The organism is Arthrobacter sp. zg.Y820, assembly GCF_030125555.1.
Lineage (GTDB): Bacteria > Actinomycetota > Actinomycetes > Actinomycetales > Micrococcaceae > Arthrobacter_B.
This window is the reverse complement of sequence record NZ_JASKLX010000001.1, coordinates 706,487-729,123: the sequence shown is the minus strand read 5'-3', so window position 1 is coordinate 729,123 and position 22,637 is coordinate 706,487. Positions and strand designations below refer to the sequence as shown.

Annotated in this window: 24 protein-coding genes; 12 read left to right on the top strand and 12 right to left on the bottom strand. The window is 67.0% G+C overall.

The features are described 5' to 3' along the window. Positions 1-16 precede the first annotated feature (16 nt). Positions 17-865, bottom strand: a complete 849-nt coding sequence (locus QNN99_RS03460; RefSeq protein WP_229964990.1) for a PHP domain-containing protein — start codon at positions 863-865, stop codon at positions 17-19. 102 nt (positions 866-967) lie between these two features. Here QNN99_RS03460 and QNN99_RS03455 point away from each other — a divergent pair, with 102 nt between their 5' ends. Continuing rightward, a complete protein-coding gene (locus QNN99_RS03455; protein ID WP_442860467.1) occupies positions 968-2,566 on the top strand; it encodes an aminopeptidase P family protein in 1,599 nt (532 codons plus the stop codon). A gap of 112 nt (positions 2,567-2,678) precedes the next feature. Here the strand turns inward: QNN99_RS03455 and QNN99_RS03450 are convergent, their stop codons facing one another. Further along, entirely contained in the window at positions 2,679-3,596 is a 918-nt protein-coding gene (locus QNN99_RS03450) for a YflT domain-containing protein (protein WP_229964989.1), read from the bottom strand. 163 nt (positions 3,597-3,759) lie between these two features. Between QNN99_RS03450 and QNN99_RS03445 the strand changes: the two genes are divergently transcribed. The 3 genes from QNN99_RS03445 to QNN99_RS03435 are packed head-to-tail and all read left to right on the top strand — an operon-like array spanning position 3,760 to position 6,784. Further along, a complete protein-coding gene (locus QNN99_RS03445) occupies positions 3,760-5,043 on the top strand; it encodes a magnesium transporter (RefSeq protein ID WP_229964988.1) in 1,284 nt (427 codons plus the stop codon). Then, a complete protein-coding gene (locus QNN99_RS03440) occupies positions 5,036-5,638 on the top strand; it encodes a DUF1003 domain-containing protein (protein WP_229964987.1) in 603 nt (200 codons plus the stop codon). The genes QNN99_RS03445 and QNN99_RS03440 overlap by 8 nt, the downstream gene beginning before the upstream one ends. 3 nt (positions 5,639-5,641) lie before the next feature. Beyond that, entirely contained in the window at positions 5,642-6,784 is a 1,143-nt protein-coding gene (locus tag QNN99_RS03435; protein ID WP_229964986.1) for an Mrp/NBP35 family ATP-binding protein, read from the top strand. Positions 6,785-6,814: 30 nt separating this feature from the next. Here the strand turns inward: QNN99_RS03435 and QNN99_RS03430 are convergent, their stop codons facing one another. From QNN99_RS03430 to sigE, 3 genes are all read right to left on the bottom strand, one after another. Then, positions 6,815-7,237 (bottom strand): twin-arginine translocase TatA/TatE family subunit, encoded by a 423-nt coding sequence (locus QNN99_RS03430; RefSeq protein ID WP_229964985.1) that lies wholly within the window; start codon positions 7,235-7,237, stop codon positions 6,815-6,817. Positions 7,238-7,316: 79 nt separating this feature from the next. Continuing rightward, complete coding sequence (locus QNN99_RS03425; RefSeq protein ID WP_229964984.1) at positions 7,317-8,252, bottom strand: zf-HC2 domain-containing protein; 936 nt, start codon at positions 8,250-8,252, stop codon at positions 7,317-7,319. A 3-nt stretch (positions 8,253-8,255) separates the two neighbouring features. Further along, entirely contained in the window at positions 8,256-8,975 is a 720-nt protein-coding gene (sigE, locus tag QNN99_RS03420) for an RNA polymerase sigma factor SigE (protein ID WP_442860466.1), read from the bottom strand. 155 nt (positions 8,976-9,130) lie between these two features. Between sigE and QNN99_RS03415 the strand changes: the two genes are divergently transcribed. Then, positions 9,131-9,766 (top strand): O-methyltransferase, encoded by a 636-nt coding sequence (locus QNN99_RS03415; RefSeq protein ID WP_229964982.1) that lies wholly within the window; start codon positions 9,131-9,133, stop codon positions 9,764-9,766. On the opposite strand, the gene QNN99_RS03410 is transcribed toward QNN99_RS03415, so the two are convergent. From QNN99_RS03410 to QNN99_RS03385, 6 genes are all read right to left on the bottom strand, one after another. Next, positions 9,763-11,346 (bottom strand): leucyl aminopeptidase family protein, encoded by a 1,584-nt coding sequence (locus tag QNN99_RS03410; protein ID WP_229964981.1) that lies wholly within the window; start codon positions 11,344-11,346, stop codon positions 9,763-9,765. The two genes, QNN99_RS03415 and QNN99_RS03410, sit on opposite strands and share 4 nt — an antisense overlap. A gap of 89 nt (positions 11,347-11,435) precedes the next feature. Then, a complete protein-coding gene (locus tag QNN99_RS03405) occupies positions 11,436-11,606 on the bottom strand; it encodes a DUF3117 domain-containing protein (protein ID WP_229964980.1) in 171 nt (56 codons plus the stop codon). A 156-nt stretch (positions 11,607-11,762) separates the two neighbouring features. Further along, complete coding sequence (locus QNN99_RS03400) at positions 11,763-13,019, bottom strand: putative hexosyltransferase (protein ID WP_229964979.1); 1,257 nt, start codon at positions 13,017-13,019, stop codon at positions 11,763-11,765. Beyond that, the gene (locus QNN99_RS03395) at positions 13,009-13,587 is read right to left on the bottom strand and encodes a DNA-3-methyladenine glycosylase I (protein ID WP_229964978.1); all 579 of its coding nucleotides are present in this window, start codon (positions 13,585-13,587) and stop codon (positions 13,009-13,011) included. Before QNN99_RS03395 ends, QNN99_RS03400 begins: the two co-directional genes overlap by 11 nt. Next, positions 13,584-13,922, bottom strand: a complete 339-nt coding sequence (locus QNN99_RS03390) for a DivIVA domain-containing protein (RefSeq protein ID WP_229964977.1) — start codon at positions 13,920-13,922, stop codon at positions 13,584-13,586. The genes QNN99_RS03395 and QNN99_RS03390 overlap by 4 nt, the downstream gene beginning before the upstream one ends. A 39-nt stretch (positions 13,923-13,961) precedes the next feature. After that, the gene (locus QNN99_RS03385; protein ID WP_229964976.1) at positions 13,962-14,732 is read right to left on the bottom strand and encodes an LOG family protein; all 771 of its coding nucleotides are present in this window, start codon (positions 14,730-14,732) and stop codon (positions 13,962-13,964) included. A gap of 174 nt (positions 14,733-14,906) precedes the next feature. On the opposite strand from QNN99_RS03385, the gene QNN99_RS03380 reads away from it, so the two are divergent. The 4 genes from QNN99_RS03380 to QNN99_RS03365 all read left to right on the top strand — a co-directional run bounded on the left by QNN99_RS03380 (position 14,907) and on the right by QNN99_RS03365 (position 18,390). Next, entirely contained in the window at positions 14,907-15,701 is a 795-nt protein-coding gene (locus tag QNN99_RS03380; protein WP_229964975.1) for an amino acid ABC transporter ATP-binding protein, read from the top strand. A 191-nt stretch (positions 15,702-15,892) separates the two neighbouring features. Next, entirely contained in the window at positions 15,893-16,738 is an 846-nt protein-coding gene (locus tag QNN99_RS03375) for a glutamate ABC transporter substrate-binding protein (protein ID WP_229964974.1), read from the top strand. Between the two features lie 105 nt (positions 16,739-16,843). Beyond that, positions 16,844-17,518: an amino acid ABC transporter permease gene (locus QNN99_RS03370; protein ID WP_229964973.1), complete on the top strand. Its 675-nt coding sequence runs from the start codon at positions 16,844-16,846 to the stop codon at positions 17,516-17,518. Next, on the top strand, positions 17,515-18,390 hold the full coding sequence (locus QNN99_RS03365; protein WP_229964972.1) for an amino acid ABC transporter permease: 876 nt from the start codon (positions 17,515-17,517) through the stop codon (positions 18,388-18,390). Before QNN99_RS03370 ends, QNN99_RS03365 begins: the two co-directional genes overlap by 4 nt. Before the next feature lie 83 nt (positions 18,391-18,473). Here QNN99_RS03365 and dapE read toward each other — a convergent pair whose 3' ends face one another. Beyond that, positions 18,474-19,565 (bottom strand): succinyl-diaminopimelate desuccinylase, encoded by a 1,092-nt coding sequence (gene dapE / locus QNN99_RS03360; protein ID WP_229964971.1) that lies wholly within the window; start codon positions 19,563-19,565, stop codon positions 18,474-18,476. Positions 19,566-19,644: 79 nt separating this feature from the next. On the opposite strand from dapE, the gene dapD reads away from it, so the two are divergent. Genes dapD through galE form a run of 3 tightly spaced genes read left to right on the top strand, consistent with a single transcriptional unit; the run spans position 19,645 to position 22,570 of the window. Beyond that, on the top strand, positions 19,645-20,631 hold the full coding sequence (gene dapD / locus QNN99_RS03355; protein WP_229964970.1) for a 2,3,4,5-tetrahydropyridine-2,6-dicarboxylate N-succinyltransferase: 987 nt from the start codon (positions 19,645-19,647) through the stop codon (positions 20,629-20,631). 16 nt (positions 20,632-20,647) lie between these two features. Next, complete coding sequence (locus tag QNN99_RS03350) at positions 20,648-21,517, top strand: hypothetical protein (protein ID WP_229964969.1); 870 nt, start codon at positions 20,648-20,650, stop codon at positions 21,515-21,517. A gap of 36 nt (positions 21,518-21,553) precedes the next feature. Then, entirely contained in the window at positions 21,554-22,570 is a 1,017-nt protein-coding gene (gene galE, locus QNN99_RS03345; protein ID WP_229964968.1) for a UDP-glucose 4-epimerase GalE, read from the top strand. The last annotated feature ends 67 nt before the right edge of the window (positions 22,571-22,637 follow it).

The following is a 22,637-nucleotide window of genomic DNA, read 5'->3' as shown; positions in this document are numbered from 1 at the left end:
CCGTGGACAAAAAGTCCTAGGGCGAAATCACTGGGGATCCGGTGGCCAGCGCCGTGATTTGCTCCAGTACGTCCGGTGCCGTGGTGAATTCTCCCAGCAGATTGGGCTTGCCCGTTCCGTGGTAATCGCTGGAGCCGGTGACCAGCAGGGAGTTCTTTGCCGCCAGCTGCCGCAGCCAGGCGCGGCCCTCCACCGGGTTGTCCCGGTGGTCGGCCTCGACGCCAAGCAATCCGGCGTCGATCATGTCGGCGAAGGTCTGCTCACCGACCACCCGGCCCCGGGAGGATGCCACCGGATGGGCGAACACCGGCACGCCCCCGGCCTCCCGAATCAGTTCGACGGCGCGGGCCGGGTCCGGGGCGTAGTGCGCCACAAAGTAGCGCGAGCGGGCGGTGAGGATGCCTGAGAACGCCGCGGAGCGGTTCGGCACCACGCCTGCGGCAACAAGGGCGTCGGCAATGTGCGGCCGCCCGATGGTCGCCCCCGGCGCCACATGCTCCTGGACCAGCTCCCAGTTGATGGGAAAGTCTTCAGCCAGCCGCTGCACCATCAACTCCGCCCGCGACACCCGGGCCGAGCGTGACCGGGCGATCTCTGCCAGCAGCCCGGGATGCGCGGGATCGTGCAGATAGGACAGAACGTGGACGCTGATGCCTTCGCTGCTGCGGCAGGACACCTCCATGCCGGGCACCAGAGTCAGGCCAATGCTGCGGGCCGCCTCCCCGGCGTCCGCCCAGCCGGCGGTCGAGTCATGGTCAGTCAGGGCAACGACGTCCAGTCCGGTTTCCTTGGCGGACTTCATGACGGCCGCCGGCGGCTGGGTTCCGTCGGAGACTGTTGAGTGCGTATGCAGGTCGATTCTCACCTCATCAATCTACTTGGTTCCGCCACACCCGATGCTCCTGCGGCACGGCAGCGCAGCCCGGGATGTTTGGCCGCCCCGGCTGCTCAGTGAGACCATGGAAGAGTGACTACTGATGCGAATCCACTGACCACCGCCGATGCGTCCGGACTCGAGGAGCTGTCCGAAGGGCAGCCCCTGGATGACCGCGTAAACAACCGTTCGCAGAAGCCCTCCAACGAAGCCTACAAGGCCTTCATGGCCACGGGCTGGGCCGATGACGACGCCGCACTTCCGGCCCGTGCAGAAGTCGCCGCGCACGCGGCTCAGCGCCGCCGTGCACTCTCGGAGCGCTTCCCGGGCGAACGCCTGGTGATCCCCGCCGGCCCGCTGAAGGTCCGTTCCAACGACACCGATTACCGCTTCCGGCCGCACTCCGGCTTTGCGCACATGACGGGACTGGGGCTGGATCAGGAACCGGATGCCATTCTCGTGCTGGATCCGGTGGAGCCGGGCACCGGCGACGACGGCGGCAACCACACCGCGGTCCTGTACTTCCGTCCGCTGGCCGGCACCGACAGCGAGGAGTTCTACTCCAACGCCCGCTACGGCGCGTTCTGGATCGGCTCCCGCCTGGGACTGGAGCAGGTCAGCGCCCTGCTGGACCTGCCGACCCGCCACTTGGACGAAGCCGAAACCGCCATCACCTCCAACGTCGGCGACCCGAAGTTCGGCGGCATCTCCGTCCGCCTGCTGCGCAAGGTCGACGAAATGGTCGACGCCCTGGTGGACACCGTCCGCTACAACACCGCCATGGATCCGGAAAACGTGGACCTCAGCGCACTCGATGCCCTCGACGGCGAACTGACCGAGGCGCTGTCCGAACTTCGCCTGATCAAGGACGAATGGGAAGTGGAGCAGATGAAGGCCGCCGTGGCAGCCACTGTCAACGGCTTCACCGAGGTGATCAAGGCGCTGCCCCGTGCCATCTCCCATCCGCGCGGCGAACGCGTCGTTGAGGGTGCGTTCTTCGCCCGTGCACGCGAAGAAGGCAACGACCTCGGCTACGACACCATCGCCGCCGCCGGCAACAACGCCACGGTCCTGCACTGGATCCGCAACAACGGCACGGTAAACGCCGGCGAACTCCTGCTCCTGGACGCAGGGGTGGAAGCCGACAGCCTCTACACCGCAGACATCACCCGCACGGTTCCGGTCAACGGCAGCTACTCCCCCGTGCAGCGCAAGATCTACCAGGCCGTCCTGGACGCAGCGGACGCAGGCTTCGCCGCCGCCAAGCCCGGCGCCAAGTTCCGCGACGTCCATGCCGCAGCTGTCCGGGTGCTGGCCGAGCGCCTCGACAGCTGGGGCTTGCTTCCGGTTCCGCTCGAGGAAGCACTCTCCAGCGAAGGCCAGCAGCACCGCCGCTGGATGCCGCACGGCACCAGCCACCACCTTGGCATGGACGTCCACGACTGCGCGCAGGCACGCAAGGACCTGTACCTGGACGGCATCATCACCGAGGGCATGGTCTTCACCATTGAGCCCGGCCTGTACTTCAAGGACGAGGACCTGACCGTCCCCGAGGAATACCGGGGCATCGGCGTTCGGATCGAGGACGACATCCTGATCACGGCCGACGGTCCCGTCAACCTCAGCGCTGCCCTGCCGCGCAATCCCGAGGACGTCGAAAACTGGATGGCTGGCCTGTACGCCGCTGAATAGCGCCGGCCCGCCGGAATGGCCCAAGCCGCCTGAATAAACCAGGTTGCCGGGAACCAGCAGAGGCTCCGCACCCCTTGGGTGCGGAGCCTCTGCTGTTGGCTGTAGCCGGTTGCTAGCGGTTGCTGCCGGTGCTGCTGTTCCCGTTTTCTGCACCGTTGCTGCTGTTCTGCCCGTCGGCGCTGTTCTGCTGCGGTTCGGCCGAATCCGCCGAATCCGCCGGTGCCTCCGGTGCCGGCGGAAGCCGCACCCCGTACTGCGGTCGGCCGTCGGGAAGATCCGGGAACTGGCCGCGGGGCACGGTTCCGGCGGAGTCCGGTGCTGCAGATGCGCCGTGGGTGCCGCCGGCCCCCTGCTGTCCCGCGTCGGGCTGGCCCGCCGGGGCCTGCGGCTGGCCGGTCGCCGCGCCGTAGGGATTGGCCCAGCTTGCCGGACGGTCCGGAGCTGCGCCCTGGCCGCCCTGCGGCGGAGTCTGCCCCTGGTACGGCGGCGTGCCCTGGTATGGGGGCCGGTTCTGCGGAGGCTGGGGATGGCCGTGCTGCCCGATCATCGGCAGCTGCTGCAGCAGCCGACGGGCGTCATTGGCGGCCTGCGGGGCAACAATCACGTCATAGCTGGTGGCGACGACCTGGCTGATGGACGTGAAATCCCGCCGGCCGCGCTGCATGGCGTAGGCCAGCACCCCGAACAGCAGCCAGAAGGCCGCGCCCAGCGCCATGGAGGGAATCAACGACAAGTAGGATTCCCCGCCGGCAAACAGCATCAGGGCCAGTCCCACAAACAGGCCAAACCAGGCGCCGGTCGCGGCCGAGGACAGCGCCACCTTCGGGTAGGACAGACTGCCGGTCACCCGCTCCACTGACTTCAGCTCATTGCCGATGATCGAGACCATCTGGACGGGAAACTTGCTGTCTGCCAGATAGTCCACCGCTTTCTGGGCGTCCAGGTAGGCCGTGTAGCGGCCCACCGTTTCTCCCTGGGGCAGGCTGCGGCCTTCATCGCGTGGCGGCTTTGAACCGAAAAGGTTAGACATCCTCCCATTCTGTCCCACTTGGCGCTCCGGCGGAGGGTGTATCGCTTGAAGTGAACGGCGCCCCGCGTCCCTTCCCAACTGCCGGCGCGTTCGCTGCCGGGTCCTGCGGCCGGAGCCGAACCCAAATACGGCGGAAGCGCCGGGCACCCCGTAGCCTTGGAATGTGAGCAAAAATCCTACCCGCGTCTTCATTGCACGCCTGCTCGGCCTCGACGTCTTCGACCCCCTGGGTGACCGTCTGGGCCGGCTGCGTGACGCCGTCGTGCTCGACCGCGGCCCCGGCCGGCCGCCGCAGGCCGTTGGCATTGTGGTGGAAGTTCCCGGAAAAAAGCGGGTGTTCGTTCCCATCACCCGCATCACTTCCATGGACCCGGGGCAGATCATCTGCACCGGCCTCGTGAATCTCCGCCGTTTTGAGCAGCGCGGAGCGGAGATGCTGGTGGTGGCCGAGCTCTTCGACCGCAAGGTCGTGCTGCGTGATGGCAGCGGCGAGGCAACCATCGAAGACATTGCCATTGAGCAGAACCGCGCCGGCGACTGGCACGTGTCCAACCTGTTCGTCCGGCGGGGCGGTTCGCAGCCGCGGCTGCGCTCCCTGCGCCGGCGCGGCGAGCCAATCATCATCGATTGGACGGACATCTATCACTGGGACATCAGCGGGCCGCAGGCCGCCACCCAGTTCGTTGCGCAGAATGATGACATGAAGGCCGCGGACTTCGCCGAGGCGCTGCATGAGATGAGCGGCAAGCGCCGCATCGAAGTGGCCAGCGAGCTGCAGGATGAACGCCTGGCCGACGTCCTGCAGGAACTGCCGGACGATGACCAGGTGCAGATCCTTCAGTCACTGGACGTGGAGCGTGCCGCCGACGTCCTCGAGGAGATGGATCCCGACGACGCCGCTGACCTCCTCAATGAGCTGCCCGAGGAGCAGAAGGAAGAGCTGCTGCAGCTCATGGAGCCCGAAGACGCCCGTGACGTGCGGCGCCTGATGCAGTATGAGGAGGACACCGCCGGCTCGCTGATGACGCCGGTACCGGTGATCCTGCCGCCGGAGGCGACAGTGGCCGAAGCGCTGGCGCATGTGCGCCGTGAGGAACTGACTCCCGCCCTGGCTTCCTCGATCTATGTGTGCCGGCCGCCGCTGGAGACGCCCACCGGGCGGTATCTCGGCGTCGTGTACATCCAGCAGCTGCTGCGTGCGGCTCCTCCGGAAGCGCTGGGGAATATCCTTGATACAGATCTGGAGCCGGTCCGGGACCACGCGAGCATCAGCGAAGTGTCCCGGATGCTCGCCACCTACAATCTCAACTCGCTGCCCGTCGTGAACGACGGCGGCCGACTGGTGGGGGCGGTGACGGTGGACGATGTCCTGGACCACTTGCTCCCCGATGACTGGCGCTCCGACGACGCCCCGACTGATGCAAAGCAGGGAAGGACACATGGCTGAAAGAGTGAAGTCCCAAACCAACGGCCTGGATACCCCCCGGACCGCCCGCACCCGCTGGCTGCCCCGGCTCTCTCCGAATCCGGACGCCTTCGGCAGCGCCACTGAGAACTTTGCCCGGTTCATGGGGACGCCCGCGTTCCTGGTGTACATGACGGTTTTTTGTGCGCTCTGGCTGATCTGGAACACCTGGGGGCCGGAACCGCTGCGGTTCGACAATGTCGCGCTGGGCTTTACGCTGCTGACCCTCATGCTGTCCCTTCAGGCCTCCTACGCCGCCCCGCTGCTGTTGCTGGCGCAGAACCGCCAGGATGACCGCGACCGGGTCTCGGTCCGCCAGGACCGCGAACGCGCTGAACGCAACCTGATGGACACCGAGTACCTGACCCGGGAGATCGCTGAGCTGCGGATCACCCTGCGCGAGGTTGCCACCCGCGATTACGTGCGCTCCGAACTCCGCAGCCTCCTTGAGGAACTGCTGGAGGCCAACGAGGCACCCGATGAGAGCCACGCACGCCGCGGAAACCGGCGGCGCACCGATGCGGCCGGTTCCACCGACAGCATGCCCAAACTCAATCCCGGCGGAAGGGAAAACTAAGGCGTGGCAGCAGCGCAGCTAACGGCGGACCGCGCCCTCGCGGCCCTGGACTCGGTCCTGGACCCCGAACTCCGGCGTCCCATTACGGAACTGGGGATGGTCAGCAAAGTTTCAGTGGACGACGACGGCGTCGCCTCCGTTGGCATCCTGCTGACCATCGCCGGGTGCCCGCTTCACGAGACCATTACCGCCGACGTCGAACGCGTCCTCGCCGGGGTGGAGGGCATCACCGGGATCCGCGTTGATCTGGGCGTCATGAGTGCCGAGCAGCGGGCGGCCCTGAAGGAACAGCTGCGCGGACCCGGCGGGGCCAAAGACATTCCGTTCAACCGGCCCGGCTCCCTGACCCGGGTCTATGCGGTGGCCAGCGGCAAGGGCGGCGTGGGCAAGTCCAGCGTCACGGTGAACCTCGCCGCCGCCATGGCCGCCTCCGGTCTCCGCGTGGGGATCGTGGACGCCGACGTCCACGGGTTCTCCATTCCGGGGCTGCTCGGCATTACCCAGCCGCCCACGCGGGTGGACGAAATGATCCTGCCGCCCGTGGCGTACGGCATCAAGACAATTTCCATCGGCATGTTCGTGGCCGGCAACGCTCCGGTCGCGTGGCGGGGGCCGATGCTGCACCGGGCGCTGGAGCAGTTCCTGACGGACGTGTACTTCGGCGACCTCGACGTGCTGTTCCTGGACCTTCCCCCGGGCACCGGAGACATTGCCATTTCCGTGGCCCAGCTGCTGCCGCAGTCGGAAATCCTCGTGATCACCACTCCCCAGGCAGCCGCCGCCGACGTCGCCGAACGCGCCGGGTCCGTCGCATCCCAAACCGGGCAGAGCGTGGCCGGAGTTATCGAAAACATGTCCTGGCTGCAGCTGCCCACCGGCGAACGGATGGAACTCTTCGGTTCAGGCGGCGGGGAGATCGTGGCCAAGCGGCTCAGCGATGCACTGGGCAAGGAGATTCCACTGCTGGGCAGCATCCCGCTGGACGTTGATCTGCGCACCGGCGGTGATGCCGGAGCACCCGTGGTGCTCTCTGAAGCCGCCGCCGCGGAGGGGTCGGCAGGCGCGGAGCTGCGGCGCATCGCCGCTTCGCTCGCTCGTCGGCCGCGGGGACTCTCCGGCCTGAAGCTGGACGTCACGCCGCGCTGACCGGCAACCGCTGAGCGGCGGCTTCGGGTCTTAGGTCGCTTCAGTATCGAAGGGTGCCCGTTCTCCGGTCTTCAACCGCATCAGCGGCGTGACGGCGGGAGGCGAGGAGGGTGCGGCCGTGCGTTCGGCTCCCGGCCGGGTGTTTCCCCGGGGTGCCGCCGGCTCGGGGCGCGCGCTGACGGGTTTGACGGCATCCTCGAAATCGTCGATCAGGGCTTCCTTGATGATCCGCCGCGGATCGTACTGCCGCGGATCAAGCTTGCGCCAATCCACTTCGTCAATTTCAGGTCCCACCTCTTCACGGAGCTGGTCCCGCGCTCCGGTGGCCATGCGCCGCAGTTCACGGACAAGCCGGGCCAGCTGGGAGGCGTATTCCGGCAGGCGTTCCGGGCCAAGCACCACCACGGCGAGGAGGGCCAGCACTAGCAGCTCATAGCCGTTGATTCCGATCACCTGTGAAGACTACCTTTCCCGCACCGTTGCAGGCCACTCGCCGGCCGGACCGGCAGCCGAACGAAGATCCCGCTCAAGACTATGCCCCCGCGCCGGTCATCGCGGAAAGCCCGCGCTGGATCCGTTCCCAGACGCCCTGAGCTGTATCGGGGGTGTGCAGGACCAGCCTGGAGGACTCGCTGAGGGAGATCTCACTGACGGCCTGATCCAGGACGTCGCCGGACGGAGCCGCGGAAACGGTGTAGGTTACCCGCCGCGAGGCCACCACTGCTTGGTGGGGACGCTGCGGATGGAACCAGACGTCGGGACGGCCCGGTCCGGATTCCTGCTCCTGGAGGATGAAGCCCTCGTCAAGGACCGAATGCCCGCTGATTCCGTCGATCGCCGGCCCCCGGGCACCGCTGTCGGATCGGGCTTCGTGGATGGTTACCGTGCTCCCCTGCCCTTCCAGCGTCATGACGACGGCGGGCTGTCCGGCGATGCGGGCCGAATGTGCCGCCACCAGCGACATTCCCTCGGCCTGCAGTTCGGGGCAGGCCCAGCCGCGGGTCCGCAGTGCGTCGATCTGCTCACGGGTCAGTTGGTTCGCCTCGCCGCCGGTGACCTCACTCCACCCGGAGGCCAGGCCGGGCGCCGACGCATTCAGGGAAGGATCCGGGGACAATCCGCCCAGCAGGTACGCCGTGGAGAGGACCAACCCGACGGCCGCGATTGCGCCGGCGGCAAACATCAGGCCGAGGTGCCGGGTCCCGCCTCCGTGGTGCCCCGCCCCGGCGGCGTAACCGTTCTCCGCTCCGGGAGCGCCCATCTGCGGGGTTTGTTCGATTCGCCCGCGAAGCTCCGGGCCGGGTTCCGGGATCTGCGCCGAGCGCATGCGGCTCCGGCGGCGGCGTTCCCGTGCGGCTTCGGCCCGGCACTGGTCGCACCGCGAGAGGTGCGTCTCTACGGCCGCAGTGGTGGCGGGGCCGGCCGTGTTGTCCAGATACTCCTGCAGAAGGCGTTTGGGATGGCGCATGGGTCAGTTGGCGCCCGCCACGCGTGGAAGGGCAAGCCGGGATCCGGTCCTCCGCTGCTGCGGGTCGCGGTGCGCCAGCTTCTCCTTCAGCATGGTCCGTCCCCGGTGAATGCGGGAGCGGACCGTTCCAAGTTTGACGCCTAGCGCGCGGGCTACCTCGTCGTAGGAAAGCCCCTCCAGATCGCACAGCACCACGGCGGCGCGGAAGTCCGGGGGAAGTTCGTCCAGGGCGCGGACAATATCCACATCCAGGTTGTTGAATTCGAAGCTGCGCTCCGGACCGGGGCCATTGCTGGGCAGTCGGCTCTCGGCTTCATCGCTCATGCCGTCAAAGCGGATCCGGCTCTTGCGGCGGGCCTGGTCGAGAAACAGGTTTGTGGTGATGCGGTGGAGCCAGCCGTCCAAGGTGCCGGGCTGGAAGTTCGCCAGTGAGCGGAAGACACGGACAAACACTTCTTGGGTGAGGTCCTCGGCGTCGTGCCGATTTCCAGTGAGCCGGTAGGCCAGGCGGTAGACTTTCGCTGAATGCGCCGTGACCACTTCCTCCCAGGTGGGCCTAACCCACTCGGAGTCAGCCGATCCGTCGGCTGCCATTGAGGGCGTCGTCGTCATGGTCTTCCCTCCTTCCGCTGATCTTTGCTTCCGCGCCGGGGCCGAACGGACCCCCGGGTTCTCTTTGCTGCATAATCCGCTTCTGTTTCCTGCATAATTATGTTGACCCATCAGTCTGGGAATTCTCTGTTAGCACGCCCGGTGCGAGCACACAAGGGCGGTTCCGTCGCTTCTTTGTTCGCCGCATCGCCCTGCGAAAGCCAGGCGGACAGCTGCGGGGGCCTAAGCTTGACTGAGCACGCTTCCCTCCAATGAAAGTGACACCAATGAGCGCCGACAAGCAGACCAACTGGTCCTACACGGAGGGGCTGCCCTTCGAGGATGAAGTACTGCTGCGCGCGCGGGAACGTTCCTACGAGCTGGGGGTCACTCCCGTATCCACCGGCGTCGGAGCGGCGCTCACGGTCCTGGCGGCCGCTTCCAAGGCCCAGACAGTGGTGGAGGTGGGAACCGGTGCCGGTGTTTCCGGTGTCTGCCTGCTGCGCGGATTGGGCCCGCAGTCGGTCCTGACCACCATTGACTCTGACGTGGACCACCTGCGGGCGGCACGGGAGGCCTACCGGGAAGCGGGGGTGGCGGGAAACCGGACACGCACCATTTCGGGGCGGGCTGCCGAAGTCCTCCCCCGCCTGACCGACGGAGCCTATGACATGGTGTTCATCGACGCTGACAAGCCGTCGTTCCCGGTCTACGTGGCGCAGGCCGTGCGCCTCCTGAAACGCGGAGGCCTGCTGGTGGTCAACGACGCCCTGGACCACGGCAAGGTCTCGGACCCGGCCATCCGCGAGGCGACCACCAACACCATGCGCAAGGTCGGCAAGGCCATCCGGGAAAACGAGTCCCTCGTTTCCTCGCTCCTGCCGACCGGCGACGGGCTGCTGCTTGCGGTGAAGACCGCCTAGGAGCGGCGTTCCCCGCCCACCGGCGCGTCCCGAAGATAGGAAATCAGCAGCCGCGTTCCGAAGCCGGTGGCGCCCTTGGCGATTTCATGACTGTCCGAACCGGCACGCATGGGCCCGGCAATGTCGACGTGCGCCCACGGCACACCGTCGACGAACTTCTCCAAGAACAGGGCAGCCACGATGGCCCCGGCCCCGAATTTGAGGGCAGGCGGCGCGACATGCGCAAGGTCTGCGGTGTGCGAATCCAGGGCGTAGTCGTACTCGTGCACCAGCGGCAGCTGCCAGACCCGGTCGCCGGAGTCGCCGCCGGCCTTTTCCAGCGCGTTGAGCAGCTGCGGCGTATTGGAGAACAGGGCTCCGTACTGCTGGCCCAGCCCCAGGGCCGCGGCTCCGGTCAGTGTTGCCACGTCCACAAGGGCATCCGGGGCCAGCTCGGCAGCGGCGTACGCGAGGGCATCGGCGAGGACCATCCGGCCCTCAGCATCTGTGTTGCCGATTTCCACGGTGGTTCCGTTGTACGTGGTCACCACGTCGCCCGGGCGGTAGGCCGATCCGCCGATGGCGTTTTCGGCCAGCGCCAGCACCGCGGTTACCCGGTGCGGAATCCTGAGCGCGGCAGCGGCCTCGACGGCGGCCAGGACCACGGCGGCCCCGGCCATGTCCATCTTCATGGTCATCATGGCATCACGGGGCTTGAGCGAAATTCCGCCGGAATCGAAGGTGATGCCCTTTCCGGCCAACACGATATGTTCTCCGCCGCCGGACGCCGGCCGGTAGGAAATCTGCACCAGCCGGGGCGGATGGGCGGAGCCGGAACCCACGGCCAGCAGGCCGCCGAATCCCTTCCGCCGGAGCTCGGCCTCGTCCAGCACTGAAATCTCCAGTCCGGCGCGGGCCGCCACGGCACGGCTTTGTGCTGCCATCCACTCCGGGGTAGCGGTGTCGGGCGGGAGGTTCGTCAGGTCCCGCGCGAGCCAGACGGCGCGGGCAGTAATTTCGGCGATGCGGAGGGCCTCCCGGTCCAGCCCCGTCAGTTGCATTTCGCGGGCCATCGGAGGGCCGGCAGGCGTCTTGCCGTGTTTGGGTGCCCGGTATCCGCCCAGGAGGAAACCCTCCACAAAGGCCTGCTGCGCGGCAGGGGCCAGGCCGTCCACCACTGCGGCGCGGATCCGGGCAGCTCCCCGGGTTGCCCGGGCCAGGGCGGCGCCGGCGCGGCGCATGCTCCGGACGGATTCGTCCCCGACACCGAGGAAAATTAGTTTTGCGGGGAGCAGCTCTGCTTTGGCGGAGGGCGGTTCCACCAGCAGCGTTTCACCGGCTTTTCCGGTGACTCCCGCGGTGGCCGCACGGGCGGCCACGTCCACTTCGTACCAGAGCGCAGTCTCGACGGCGCCCCGGCGCGGTTGCGGGGTGGGATGCAGTGCTTCGTCCGTGTCCTCCCGGACTGTCGTCGTCGGAGCGGCCGCCATGGCCACTGCCAGGACGTCAACTCCTTCATCAGGCGCCGGCTGCAGCCCGGTGCCGGCGGTGGGGGCGCCGGTCCGTGCGAGCAGCTGCTCCACAGCGGACACGGCGGTCATCGCCGTGTCCTGCTGGTCAGGCCTGTTGGCTTCCCCGGATGCCGGGGTTGCCTTTGATCCTTTGGGAGGTCGCTGCATCGGTTCGATTCCTAGCTCGTCGTCGCGCCCAGCAGGCAATCCTTCAGTTTGCCCGCTTCCTCGGCGTTCAGCTCCACAACGAGGCGCCCACCGCCGTCGATCGGCACCCGCAGGATGAGACTTCGCCCCTCCTTGGTGACCTCCATTGGTCCGTCCCCAGTACGCGGTTTCATGGCAGCCATGTTCCAGTTCCCCTTTCACAGTGCGCTGCGGGCGATCCCCCAGTCGCATGTAATCCTCTGTCGCACGGCCTCATAACCAGCTCCGGCGGCAATTGTCCTTCATTATTCCGCACAAACAGGCCGCAAACGAAATTTCTTGTGTTCCCCGCCACAGGGTCAGGGTGGATAATCCCCTCCGCCGGGCAGCGGGGTCCACCGCCAAAGCCAGGCAACCCAGACAATCTGCAGGATCAGAAACGCTGCGGCCACGGCCCAGCGGTAGGCGCGCGAGCTGCTGAGGCAGGCCAGGGCCAAGCCCAGGGGAAACAGCGGCAACAGCAGCCGGAACGTGCTGGTCAGCGGGTTCAGGAAGACAAACAGGTACATCAGGTACGCCGCGCACCAGACCTGCAGTTCCACGCCGAGCCGGCGTACGGCGCTGGAATTGAGGCAGAGCACGGTGAAGAGAACCAGAACGATCAGCGCCACCGGTCCCAGCACCGGCCCGAAAAGCCGTTCCGCCTCGACCAGCCAGGGTTTGAACGGCAGCAGGGAATCTCCCCGCCAGGCGGTCTCGGTATCCGTGTACGCGCGCAGTTCCCCGGTGACCGCCCAGGCGATCGCCGGCCAGGCCAGCGCCCCGACGCCGGAGGCGATGCCGAGGACCACCATCCGCCAGGCCTCGGACCAGGGAAAGGGCTCCTTGCCGCGTCGCATCCAGCGGCGGACGAACAGGATGCCCAGCATCAGGGCAAAGGCCACGCCCACCGGGCGGGACAGGCACATGACCAGGACAACCGGCACCGCGGCCAAGTAGCGGCGGGTTAGCAGCAGGTAGAGCGCAGCCGCCAGCAGCAACAGATTCAGTGATTCGGCATAGGGCACCTGGAGGACCGGCGACACCGGGCAGACCGCCACAAACGCCACGCCCCAAAGCGCGGTGCCGGCGGACGCCCGAAGCGCGAACAGCCGGTACACCATCAGGGCGGCACCGAAACCGGCCGCGGTGGCGACCAGCGGCGCGAGCACTTCCCAGCCCAGTCCGGTCAGGGCTGCGAGCGCCCGGACCAGCCCCGGGAAGAGGGCATAGAACGCCCATTCGTTCTCCTGCGCGCGTCCGGTCGCGTCGCGCGGGATCTCCCCCGGGTAGCCGCCGTCGAAGATATTCCGGTACCACTCGCTGTCCCAGGCTCCGATGAACTGCAGGTACGACGGCGTGCCCTCCCAGCCCCAGGGATTCAGCCCCTGCTGGGCGGCCACGGCCATGAAGACCGCGAAGGTGAACACGCGGGCCACGGCCCAAACCGCCAGGACCTTCGCGTACCAGGGCCAGCGGGTAAAGGCCGCCCCAGCCGCAGCCGCGGTCTGGGCCACGACGCGGTTGGGGCCCGACGCCGGCGGACGTTCCTCTCCCGTGGCGGTCCTACCCCTCACTGCGCACCCAGCAGCTCTCCAGGTGGTCATTGACGTATCCGGTGGCCTGCAGCATGGCGTACGCGGTGGTGGGGCCGACAAAGCGGAAGCCGCGCTGCTTCAGCGCCTTGGCCAGGGCCGTGGATTCCGCGGTGATCGCGGGAACATCGGCGATGGTCCGCGGCGCAGGGCGACCCGGGTCCGGTCGGTGCTTCTGCAGCAACAGCTCCAGGCTCTCGCCGTCGGGCAGCTCCAACAGTGCCCGGGCGTTGGCGATGACGGCGTTGATCTTCGCCCGGTTGCGGACAATTCCGGCGTCGGCCATCAGCCGTTCCCGGTCGGCATCGGCGAAACGGGCCACGGCAGCGGGGTCAAAGCCGGAGAACGCTGCCCGGAAGGCCTCGCGCTTGCGCAGGATCGTGATCCAGCTCAGGCCTGATTGGAAGGCTTCCAGGCTGAGGCGTTCAAACAGGGCAGCCTCACCGGTGACCGGCCGGCCCCATTCCTCGTCGTGGTACCGCTGGTAGTCGGGGCTGGCCACGGCCCAGGGACAGCGCAGCAGTCCGTCGGTGCCGGCGACGGTGCTCATGAAAGCGCCCCCGGCTCCTCCGGGCGCGCACCGCCGGGCCGGCCCCGGACAGCGGCAAGCGCGGCATCCCGCTCGGCCAGCGCCGACGCCAGCCGCACCAGCACGGCATCAACCTGGTCCATCCGGTAACCCCGCAGCGCCACCGAAAACCGCAGCCGCTCAATGTCCGACGGCTGCACCTGCTCGGGCAGCAGGACCGGGGGCATCCTGGGGTCCGGCTCGGCCAGCCCGTCGGCACGGGTCGTTGCTGGCAGGCGGGAGGGCGGATGCCGCGTTGCCAGGAGGGCGACGGCCCCGGCGGCAAGAACGGCCACGAAGACCAGGAATATTGTCACAGGACCATCGTGCCAGATGAGGCGCGGCCCTCCGCCCGGCTACGGCGAGACGTGGCCGGCGCTGTCGGCGATCATCAGCGCCACGGCCTCCGCCGGATCGTCCACCACGTGGATCAGTTCCAGGTCTTTCGCCGAGATCATTCCCTCCTGAAGCAGCGTGCTCCGGACCCAGTCCAGGAGCGGGCTCCAGAAGTCGGTGCCGATGAGCACGATCGGGAAGGACGTCACCTTCTGGGTCTGGACCAGGGTCATGGCTTCGAAGAGTTCATCCAAGGTACCGAAGCCGCCCGGCAGGACGATGAACCCCTGGGCGTACTTGACGAACATGGTCTTGCGCACGAAGAAGTACCGGAAGTTGATCCCCAGGTCCACCCAGTCGTTCAGGCCGGTCTCAAAGGGAAGTTCGATGCCCAGCCCGACCGACAGTCCGTCAGCTTCAACGGCGCCCTTGTTCGCCGCTTCCATGGAGCCCGGTCCGCCGCCGGTGATCACCGCGAGCCCCTCTTCCGCGAGCAGCCTGCCGACCTCCTCGCCGAGCTTGTAGTACGCCGATCCGGGCACGCTGCGGGAGGAGCCGAACACGCTGACCGCCGGCCCCAGCTCCGAGAGGGTGCCGAAACCCTCCACGAATTCGCTTTGGATGCGCAGCACCCGCCACGGGTCGGTGTGGGTGAAGTGGGTCTGATCCTGGGTATCAAGCAGGTAGCGGTCTGACTGCGGTGCGCCGGCCTGCGCCCGGCGCAGTTCCACCGGGCCCCGCTTGCGCGGGCTGCTGGTACGGGCACGGGACGTGTTGTCGCTGAATTCCATGGTTACAAGGGTAGCCACAAGTGCTGCGCAGGCTCATGCACGCCGCAGGGCCGCCGTCGGCCGGGTTTGATTGCTCTTGCGTCACGATTTCGGCGAATGTGTGCACTGCGACACATTTCGGACACAATCATTGACTATCTTCTACTTATGACCCGTGACACATCCGATGGCGCTATGCCTGAATCCGGACCGCCTGAATCTGGCCTGCCTGAATCCGGACCGCCTGATCCCGCCGCCCCTCTTGTTTCACTCAAGAACGTCAACAAGCACTTTGGCGACCTGCATGTCCTGCAGAACATCAACCTTGACGTGGCCCGCGGTGAAGTGGTGGTGGTGATTGGCCCGTCGGGTTCCGGAAAGTCGACGCTCTGCCGTGCCATCAACCGGCTGGAGACCATCGACGACGGTGAAATCGCCATCGACGGAAAGGTCCTCCCCGCCGAGGGAAAGGCGCTGGCCAAGCTGCGCGCCGACGTCGGCATGGTCTTCCAGTCCTTCAACCTCTTCGCCCACAAAACCATCCTCGACAACGTGTCCCTGGGTCCGGTCAAGGTCAAGGGAATGAAGTCCGCCGAGGCGAAGAAGCTCTCGATGGACCTGCTGGAGCGGGTGGGCGTCGCGAACCAGGCGAACAAGCTTCCCGCCCAGCTCTCCGGCGGACAGCAGCAGCGCGTGGCCATTGCCCGGGCGCTGGCCATGAAACCGAAGGTCATGCTGTTCGACGAGCCCACATCGGCGCTGGACCCCGAAATGATCAACGAAGTCCTGGACACCATGGTGGGCCTGGCCAAGGAAGGCATGACCATGATCGTGGTGACCCACGAAATGGGCTTTGCCCGCAAGGCCGCCGACCGCGTGGTGTTCATGGCCGACGGACAGATCGTCGAGGAAGCCACGCCGGAGGAATTCTTCACCCGGCCCAAGAGCGACCGCGCCAAGGACTTCCTGGGGAAGATCCTGGCCCACTAGATCCGCCTTTTCCACAGATTCACCATTTGACCAGATTCGCCGCTTGACCAGATTCACCATTTGACCAGATTCGCCGCTTGACCAGATTCACCGTTAGGCCAGATTCACCGATAGGCCAGATTCACCAGTTGGGGGCAACCCCTTGCAGCAAGGCCAACCCCGTCCGGGAAGCCGCCAAACAAGGAGAAATCATGCGCAAGACCCGTTACGCCGCAGTGGCATTCGCCGCTGCCGCAGCACTGACCATGTCCGCCTGCGGAGGCGACTCCGGCAATGAAGCCGGCGGCGACGAGACAGCTTCCGGAGAAAAGATCACCATCGGCATCAAGTTTGACCAGCCCGGCGTTGGCTTCATGGAAGGCGGCGAGCCCTCCGGCTTCGACGTTGACGTCGCCAAGTATGTTGCCGAGGAACTGGGCTACGGCGAAGACCAGATTGAGTGGAAGGAAACCCCGACCGCGCAGCGTGAAAACGTGCTGGAGAACGGCGAAGTGGACATGATCTTGGCGTCCTACTCCATCAACGACACCCGCAAGGAGCGCGTGGCTTTCGCCGGGCCGTACTTCATTGCCGGCCAGGACCTGCTGGTCAACGCCGACAACAGCGACATCAACGGCCCCGAGGACCTCAACGGCAAGACGCTGTGCTCAGTCACCGGTTCCACCTCCGCCCAGAAGATCAAGGACACCCTCGCGTCCGACGTGAAGCTGCTGGAGCAGGGCAGCTACGCCAACTGCGTCACCGCCATGCAGGGCGGCCAGATCGACGTCGTCACCACCGATGACATCATCCTCGCCGGCCTGGCCTCCACCGATGCGAACGCCGGCAAGTTCAAGGTGGTCGGCAACCCGTTCACCGAAGAGCAGTACGGCGTGGGCATCTCCAAGGAAAGCACCGAGTGCGAGGCGATCAACACGGCCATTCGCTCCATGATCGAAGACGGTTCCTGGGAAGAGGCCATCAAGGCCAACACCGAGGGCGCCGACTACACCTACAACGCTGAGCTGAACCCGCCGGAGCCCGCCGCCTGCGCCTAGGCACGCCAACCGGCGGTGAAACCGCCGGCGTAAACCTCGGTGCATGCGAAGGAATCAATGTCCTTCGCATGCACCGGTTTCTTTCTCTCACAGAAGAGGTACATCATGGGTGGTTTTTTCGCCCTCTTCGAGGATTACGACGTCGTCGCAGCGTTCTGGGTGAACATCCAGCTCGCGTTCTGGGCGGGCATCGCTTCGCTGGTGCTCGGCACCATCCTCGCCGTCATGCGGATCTCGCCCATCGCCAGCCTGCGCTGGTTCGGCACCGCCTACGTCAACATTTTCCGCAACACCCCGCTGACCATCATCATGGTGTTCTCGGTGCTGGGGCTGTGGGGCCAGCTTCAGGTCAACTTCAGCACTGACTTCAACCTTAACTTTTTCCTGCTGGCGGTCCTGTCCCTGAGCATCTACCACGCCGCGTTTGTCTGTGAGGCGATCCGCAGCGGCGTCAACACTGTCCCCCTGGGACAGGCGGAAGCGGCCCGGTCCATCGGCCTGTCCTTCCTGCCCGCTGCCTGGCTGATCATCCTCCCCCAGGCCTTCCGCGGCGCCGTCGCTCCGCTGGGCAACGTGCTGATCGCCCTGGTCAAGAACACCACGGTGGCGGCCGCCGCGAGCGTGGCCGAGGCCTCGGGCCTGATGAAAACCATGATCGAGTTCCGGCCCGACGTCATGACCCAGATCTTCCTCACCTTCGCCATCGGCTTCGTCATCATCGTCATTCCCATCGGCCTGCTCACCACCTGGGCCTCGAAGAAACTGGCGGTGGCGCGATGAGTACCCAAGCTGTCCTGTTCGACGTTCCCGGCCCCAAGGCCAAACGCCGGATCCTGGTTTTCAATATCCTCGGTGCGCTTCTCGTGCTGGGAATCCTGGCCGTGGCCGTCAACGGGCTGGCGGAAAAGGACCAGTTCGAGGCGGCCAAGTGGACGCCGTTCCTGGAATGGGAAACCTGGCGCTTCACGCTGCTGCCCGGACTGCTCGCAACACTGAGGGCCGCCGGCGTCGCCGTCGTCACCTCCATCGCCTTTGGCCTGCTCTTCGGCTTCGGCCGGCTCTCCGGGCTGGCCCCGCTGCGCTGGGTCTGCAACGTCGTCGTGGAGTTCTTCCGCGCGGTGCCGGTGCTGCTGATGATGATTTTCCTGTACCAGTTCTTCGCCAAGTCCACGCCAATGGAAGCCTCGCAGTCTCCGTTCTGGGCCGTGGTGGTGGCGCTGACGCTCTACAACGGGTCGGTGATCGCCGAGCTGGTGCGCTCCGGTGTCTTCGGGCTGCCCAAGGGCCAGCGCGAGGCGGGGCTGGCGATCGGGCTCACCCCCGCGCAGTCGCTGCGCAGCATCGAGATCCCGCAGGCACTGGTGGCCATGCTGCCGGCTCTGCTGGGCCAGTTCGTCGTCATCCTCAAGGACTCGGCGCTGGGCTACATCATCGGCTACACGGACCTGCTCGCCAATGCCCAGCGCTTCGGCGCCGGTGCCGGCAACATGCTGCCGGCGCTGCTGGTCACGGCACTCATCTTCATCCTGATCAACATGCTCCTGACGTTCACCGCGCAGCGGCTCTCCCGCCTGCTCGGTGCCCGCGCCGGCAAGCTGCTGGAACGCGAAGACGCCATCGATCCCGAAGGTGTGGAAGCGCCGGTCAGGTAGGTCAAAGCCTGCAACCTGCCCGCGCAAAGGGAGAGGCCCCGGACATCTGTCCGGGGCCTCTCCCCTTGGGGCGGCAAGAACGGTCAGCTGAGCCAGGTGCGCAGCGCCGCCAGGCAGGCCCGCACCGCGTCGGCATGCACGTGCTCATTGTCGGTGTGGGCCAGCAGCGCGTCACCGGGGCCGAAGTTCACTGCCGGAATGCCCAGTTCGCTGAACCTGGCGACGTCGGTCCAGCCGTACTTGGGTTTCGGCTCGGCCCCGACGGCGGCCACAAAGCTGGCTGCGGCCGGCTGGTCCAGGCCCGGCCGGGCACCCGACGCGGCATCAGTGCGGACCAGGTCAAATCCGGCGAGCAGGGACCGCACATAGGCATCGGCCTCCTCGATGGTCTTGTTCGGTGCAAACCGGTAGTTGATTTCCACGGTGGCGGCATCCGGAATGACGTTTCCGGCGGTGCCGCCCCAGATCTTCACGGCGTTCAGCGACTCCCGGTAGTCCAGGCCCTCCACCGAGACGGTGGCCGGTTCGTGGTCGCGCAGCCGGGTCAGGATTTCCGCCGCCGCATGAATGGCGTTCTCGCCCATCCAGGCGCGGGCAGAGTGGGCGGCCCGGCCGGCTGTGGAGGCATGGAAGCGCATGGTCCCGTTGCAGCCGCCCTCGACGGTGCCGTTGGTCGGCTCCAGCAGCACTGCGAAGTCCGCCGTTAGCCAGTCCGGATAGCTGCGCTGCAGCCGGCCCAGTCCGCTCAAGGACGCTTCCACTTCCTCGTGGTCATAAAACACATAGGTCACGTCTCGGTTCGGGGCGGTGAGCTCGGCGGCCAGGGCCAGCTGCACCGCCACGCCGCCCTTCATGTCGGTGGCGCCGCGGCCGTACAGCACGTTCCCGTCCCAGGCCGAGGGCACCGTGCCGCGGGAGCCTTCCACCGTCGGCAGCGGCACGGTGTCCAAGTGGCCGGCCAGCAGCACCCGTTCGCCGCGTCCCAGCGAGGTCCGGGCAATGATGGAGTCCCCGTCACGCACCGATTCCAGGTGCGGCAGCGAGCGCAGGGCCGCCTCCACGGCGTCGGCCACGTTTTTTTCGTTGCCGGACACGCTTTCAATATCCATGAGATCGGCGGTCAGCAGGGCAACGTCTTGGGTCAGGTCCAGGGACCGGGATGGCGATACAGTCATGCCTCCACCCTACCGAGGACGCCCTGCCGGCGACGGGACGGCCCGCGGCCGGCCGATGCCCGTCGGTAGACTTGAACCCATGACTTCAACAGCTTCTGCCTCCCCCGCCCGCATTGCCTCCGGCCTGGGCCTGGCCACCATCACCGATGACGGCACCGTCCTGGATGTCTGGTATCCGCGGCCCGTCCTCGCGGCGCTGGAGACCGCGGCTGCCCGGGACTCTGCCTCCGACACCCTCGCCGCTGAACTGGACGCCGCGGCCGCGACGATGACCGACACCGACCGCGGCACCCGCGGCGAGGTACTGCGCACCGAGATCGACCTGGATGCCGCCCCCTCCTCCACTGCCGACGCGTACCTTCGCCTGCACGTGCTGTCCGCCCGCCTGGCCGCGCCGAACACCCTGAACGTGGACGGCATTTTCGCTCAGCTGCCCAACGTGGTGTGGACCAACTTCGGGCCGTGCGCCGTCGAGGGCTTCGAAGCCGTCCGCCTGCGCCTGCGCGCCCGCGGCCCGGTAACCGTCTTCGGCGTGGACAAGTTCCCCCGGATGACCGACTACGTGGTTCCGGCCGGGGTGCGGATCGCCGACGCCGGGCGGGTCCGGCTGGGCGCGCACCTGGCCGAAGGCACCACTGTCATGCATGAGGGCTTCGTGAACTTCAACGCCGGCACCCTGGGCGTCTCCATGGTGGAAGGCCGCATCTCCGCCGGAGTGGTGGTCGGCAACGGCACCGACGTCGGCGGCGGCGCCTCCATCATGGGCACCCTCTCCGGCGGCGGACGGGAGAAAATCACCCTCGGCGAGCGTGTCCTCCTCGGCGCCAACTCGGGCGTCGGCATCAGCATCGGCGACGAGTCCGTCGTGGAAGCCGGTCTCTACGTCACCGCCGGCACCCGCGTATCGGTGCTGCTCCCGGGCCAGGAACCGCAGATCGTGAAGGCAGTGGAGCTCTCCGGCGTTCCGAACCTGCTCTTCCGCCGCAATTCCACCACCGGCACCGTGGAAGCACTTGCCCGCAGCGGGGCGAGCGTGGAGCTCAACGCCGCCCTGCACGCCAACTAGCGCGCGGCCGACAGCCATGCCTGCCTCCGGCGTCCGGCGCAGCAGCGGATTCCTTCCGGTGATGCTGCTGGTGGTGCTCTTCCTGGTCGCGGTCACTGTGTATGCAGTGAACGTGCTCAGTGAACCACGGGATGAGCCGCCCGCCCCGGCGGCCTGTACAGCCACCGCGGACGGGGTGGCCTATCACCTGACGCCGGCCAGGGCCGAGACGGCTGCGCTCATTGCCGGCATCTCGGTGTACCGGGGCATGCCGGCGCGGGCTGCGTCCATCGGCGTGGCCACCGCAATCCAGGAGTCCGGGCTGCGCAACCTCGGCTACGGGGACGACGCCGGCCCGGACTCCCGCGGGCTGTTCCAGCAGCGCCCGTCCCAGGGCTGGGGCAGCGAGGACCAGGTGATGGACCCGGTGTATGCCGTCAATGCGTTCTATGACGCCCTGGACAAGGTGCCGGGTTATCCGGATCTGCCGCTGACGGTGGCCGCGCAGACGGTCCAGCGCAGCGCTTTTCCCGACGCCTATGCCGACCACGAGGCCGAGGCGAAGGCCTTCGCGTCGGCCCTGACCGGGCACTCCCCCGCGGCCATGACGTGCACCCTGGATCCGCCGTCGGCCTCCGGCAGCCCGGAAGCCGTGCTGGCCGCATTGACCGCCGTCTACGGTCCCGTGGAGGCCAGCGTCGAAGGCTCGCGCATCACGGTGGCAGGCTCCGGAACCTACGGCTGGTCGGTGGCCCAGTGGGCCGTCGCCGCCGCCGACTCCCTCTCGCTGGATTCGGTGGCCTTTGACGGGCTGCGCTGGACCCGCGCGACCGGCAGCTGGGATCCTTCTCCGGCATCGGAAAATGCCGTGGTCCTGACGGTCTTCCGGGGAGCGGAAGGGTCCTGACCCCGGGGTCGCCGCAGGATCCATTACTCTGAAGTCATGCGAATACTAGTTACCGGAGGCACGGGATACATCGGTTCCCACACCACACTGGCCCTGCTGGAAGCGGGCCACGACGTCGTCGTGCTGGACAATCTGGCCAATTCAAGCGAGGAATCCCTGAAGCGGGTCCAGGACCTGGCCGGGCGCCGCGCCGAGTTTGTCCGCGCTGACCTGCTCGATGAGGGCGCCGTCGAGGCCGTTTTCACCGACCACGCAATCGACGCCGTCATTCACTTCGCCGGGCTGAAGGCCGTGGGCGAATCCGTGGCGAAACCCCTGTACTACTACCACAACAACGTGGGCGGCACCCTGAACCTGCTGCGCATGATGGACAAGCACAACGTCCGGACCCTGGTCTTCAGCTCCTCGGCCACCGTCTACGGCGCCTCGGAAGAAGTGCCGCTGACCGAAAATATGCCGATGGACGCCGTCAATCCCTACGGCCGGACCAAGGAACAGATCGAAGACATCCTGGCCGATCTGGGCGCTGCGGACGAGCGCTGGAACATTGCGCTGCTGCGCTACTTCAACCCGGCCGGCGCGCACGAATCGGGCCGGATCGGCGAGGACCCCACCGGCGTCCCGAACAACCTGCTGCCCTTCGTGGCCCAGGTGGCCGTTGGCCGCCGCGAGAAGGTTATGGTCTTCGGCAACGATTACCCCACCCCCGACGGCACCGGCGTCCGCGATTACATCCACGTGGTGGACCTCGCCGCCGGCCACCTCGCCGCCCTGGACTACATCACGGTGAAGTCCGGCGTGCACCGCTGGAACCTCGGCACCGGAAACGGATCCTCGGTGCTGGAGGTGCTGGCCGCTTTCACCAAGGCCGCCGGCAAGGAGATCCCCTACGAAATCACCGCGCGCCGCCCCGGCGACGCCGCTGTCAGCTACGCCGATCCCTCGGCGGCACTGGCGGACCTGGGCTGGTCGGCGAACCGCAGCCTGGAAGCCATGTGCGAGGACCACTGGCGCTGGCAGAAGAACAACCCCCAGGGCTACGCCGGCGCCTGAGAACGGACGGCTGCATAGCTGCCGCAGCCGTGAATGCCAAAGGGCCCCTGGAATCCGGTTGGATTCC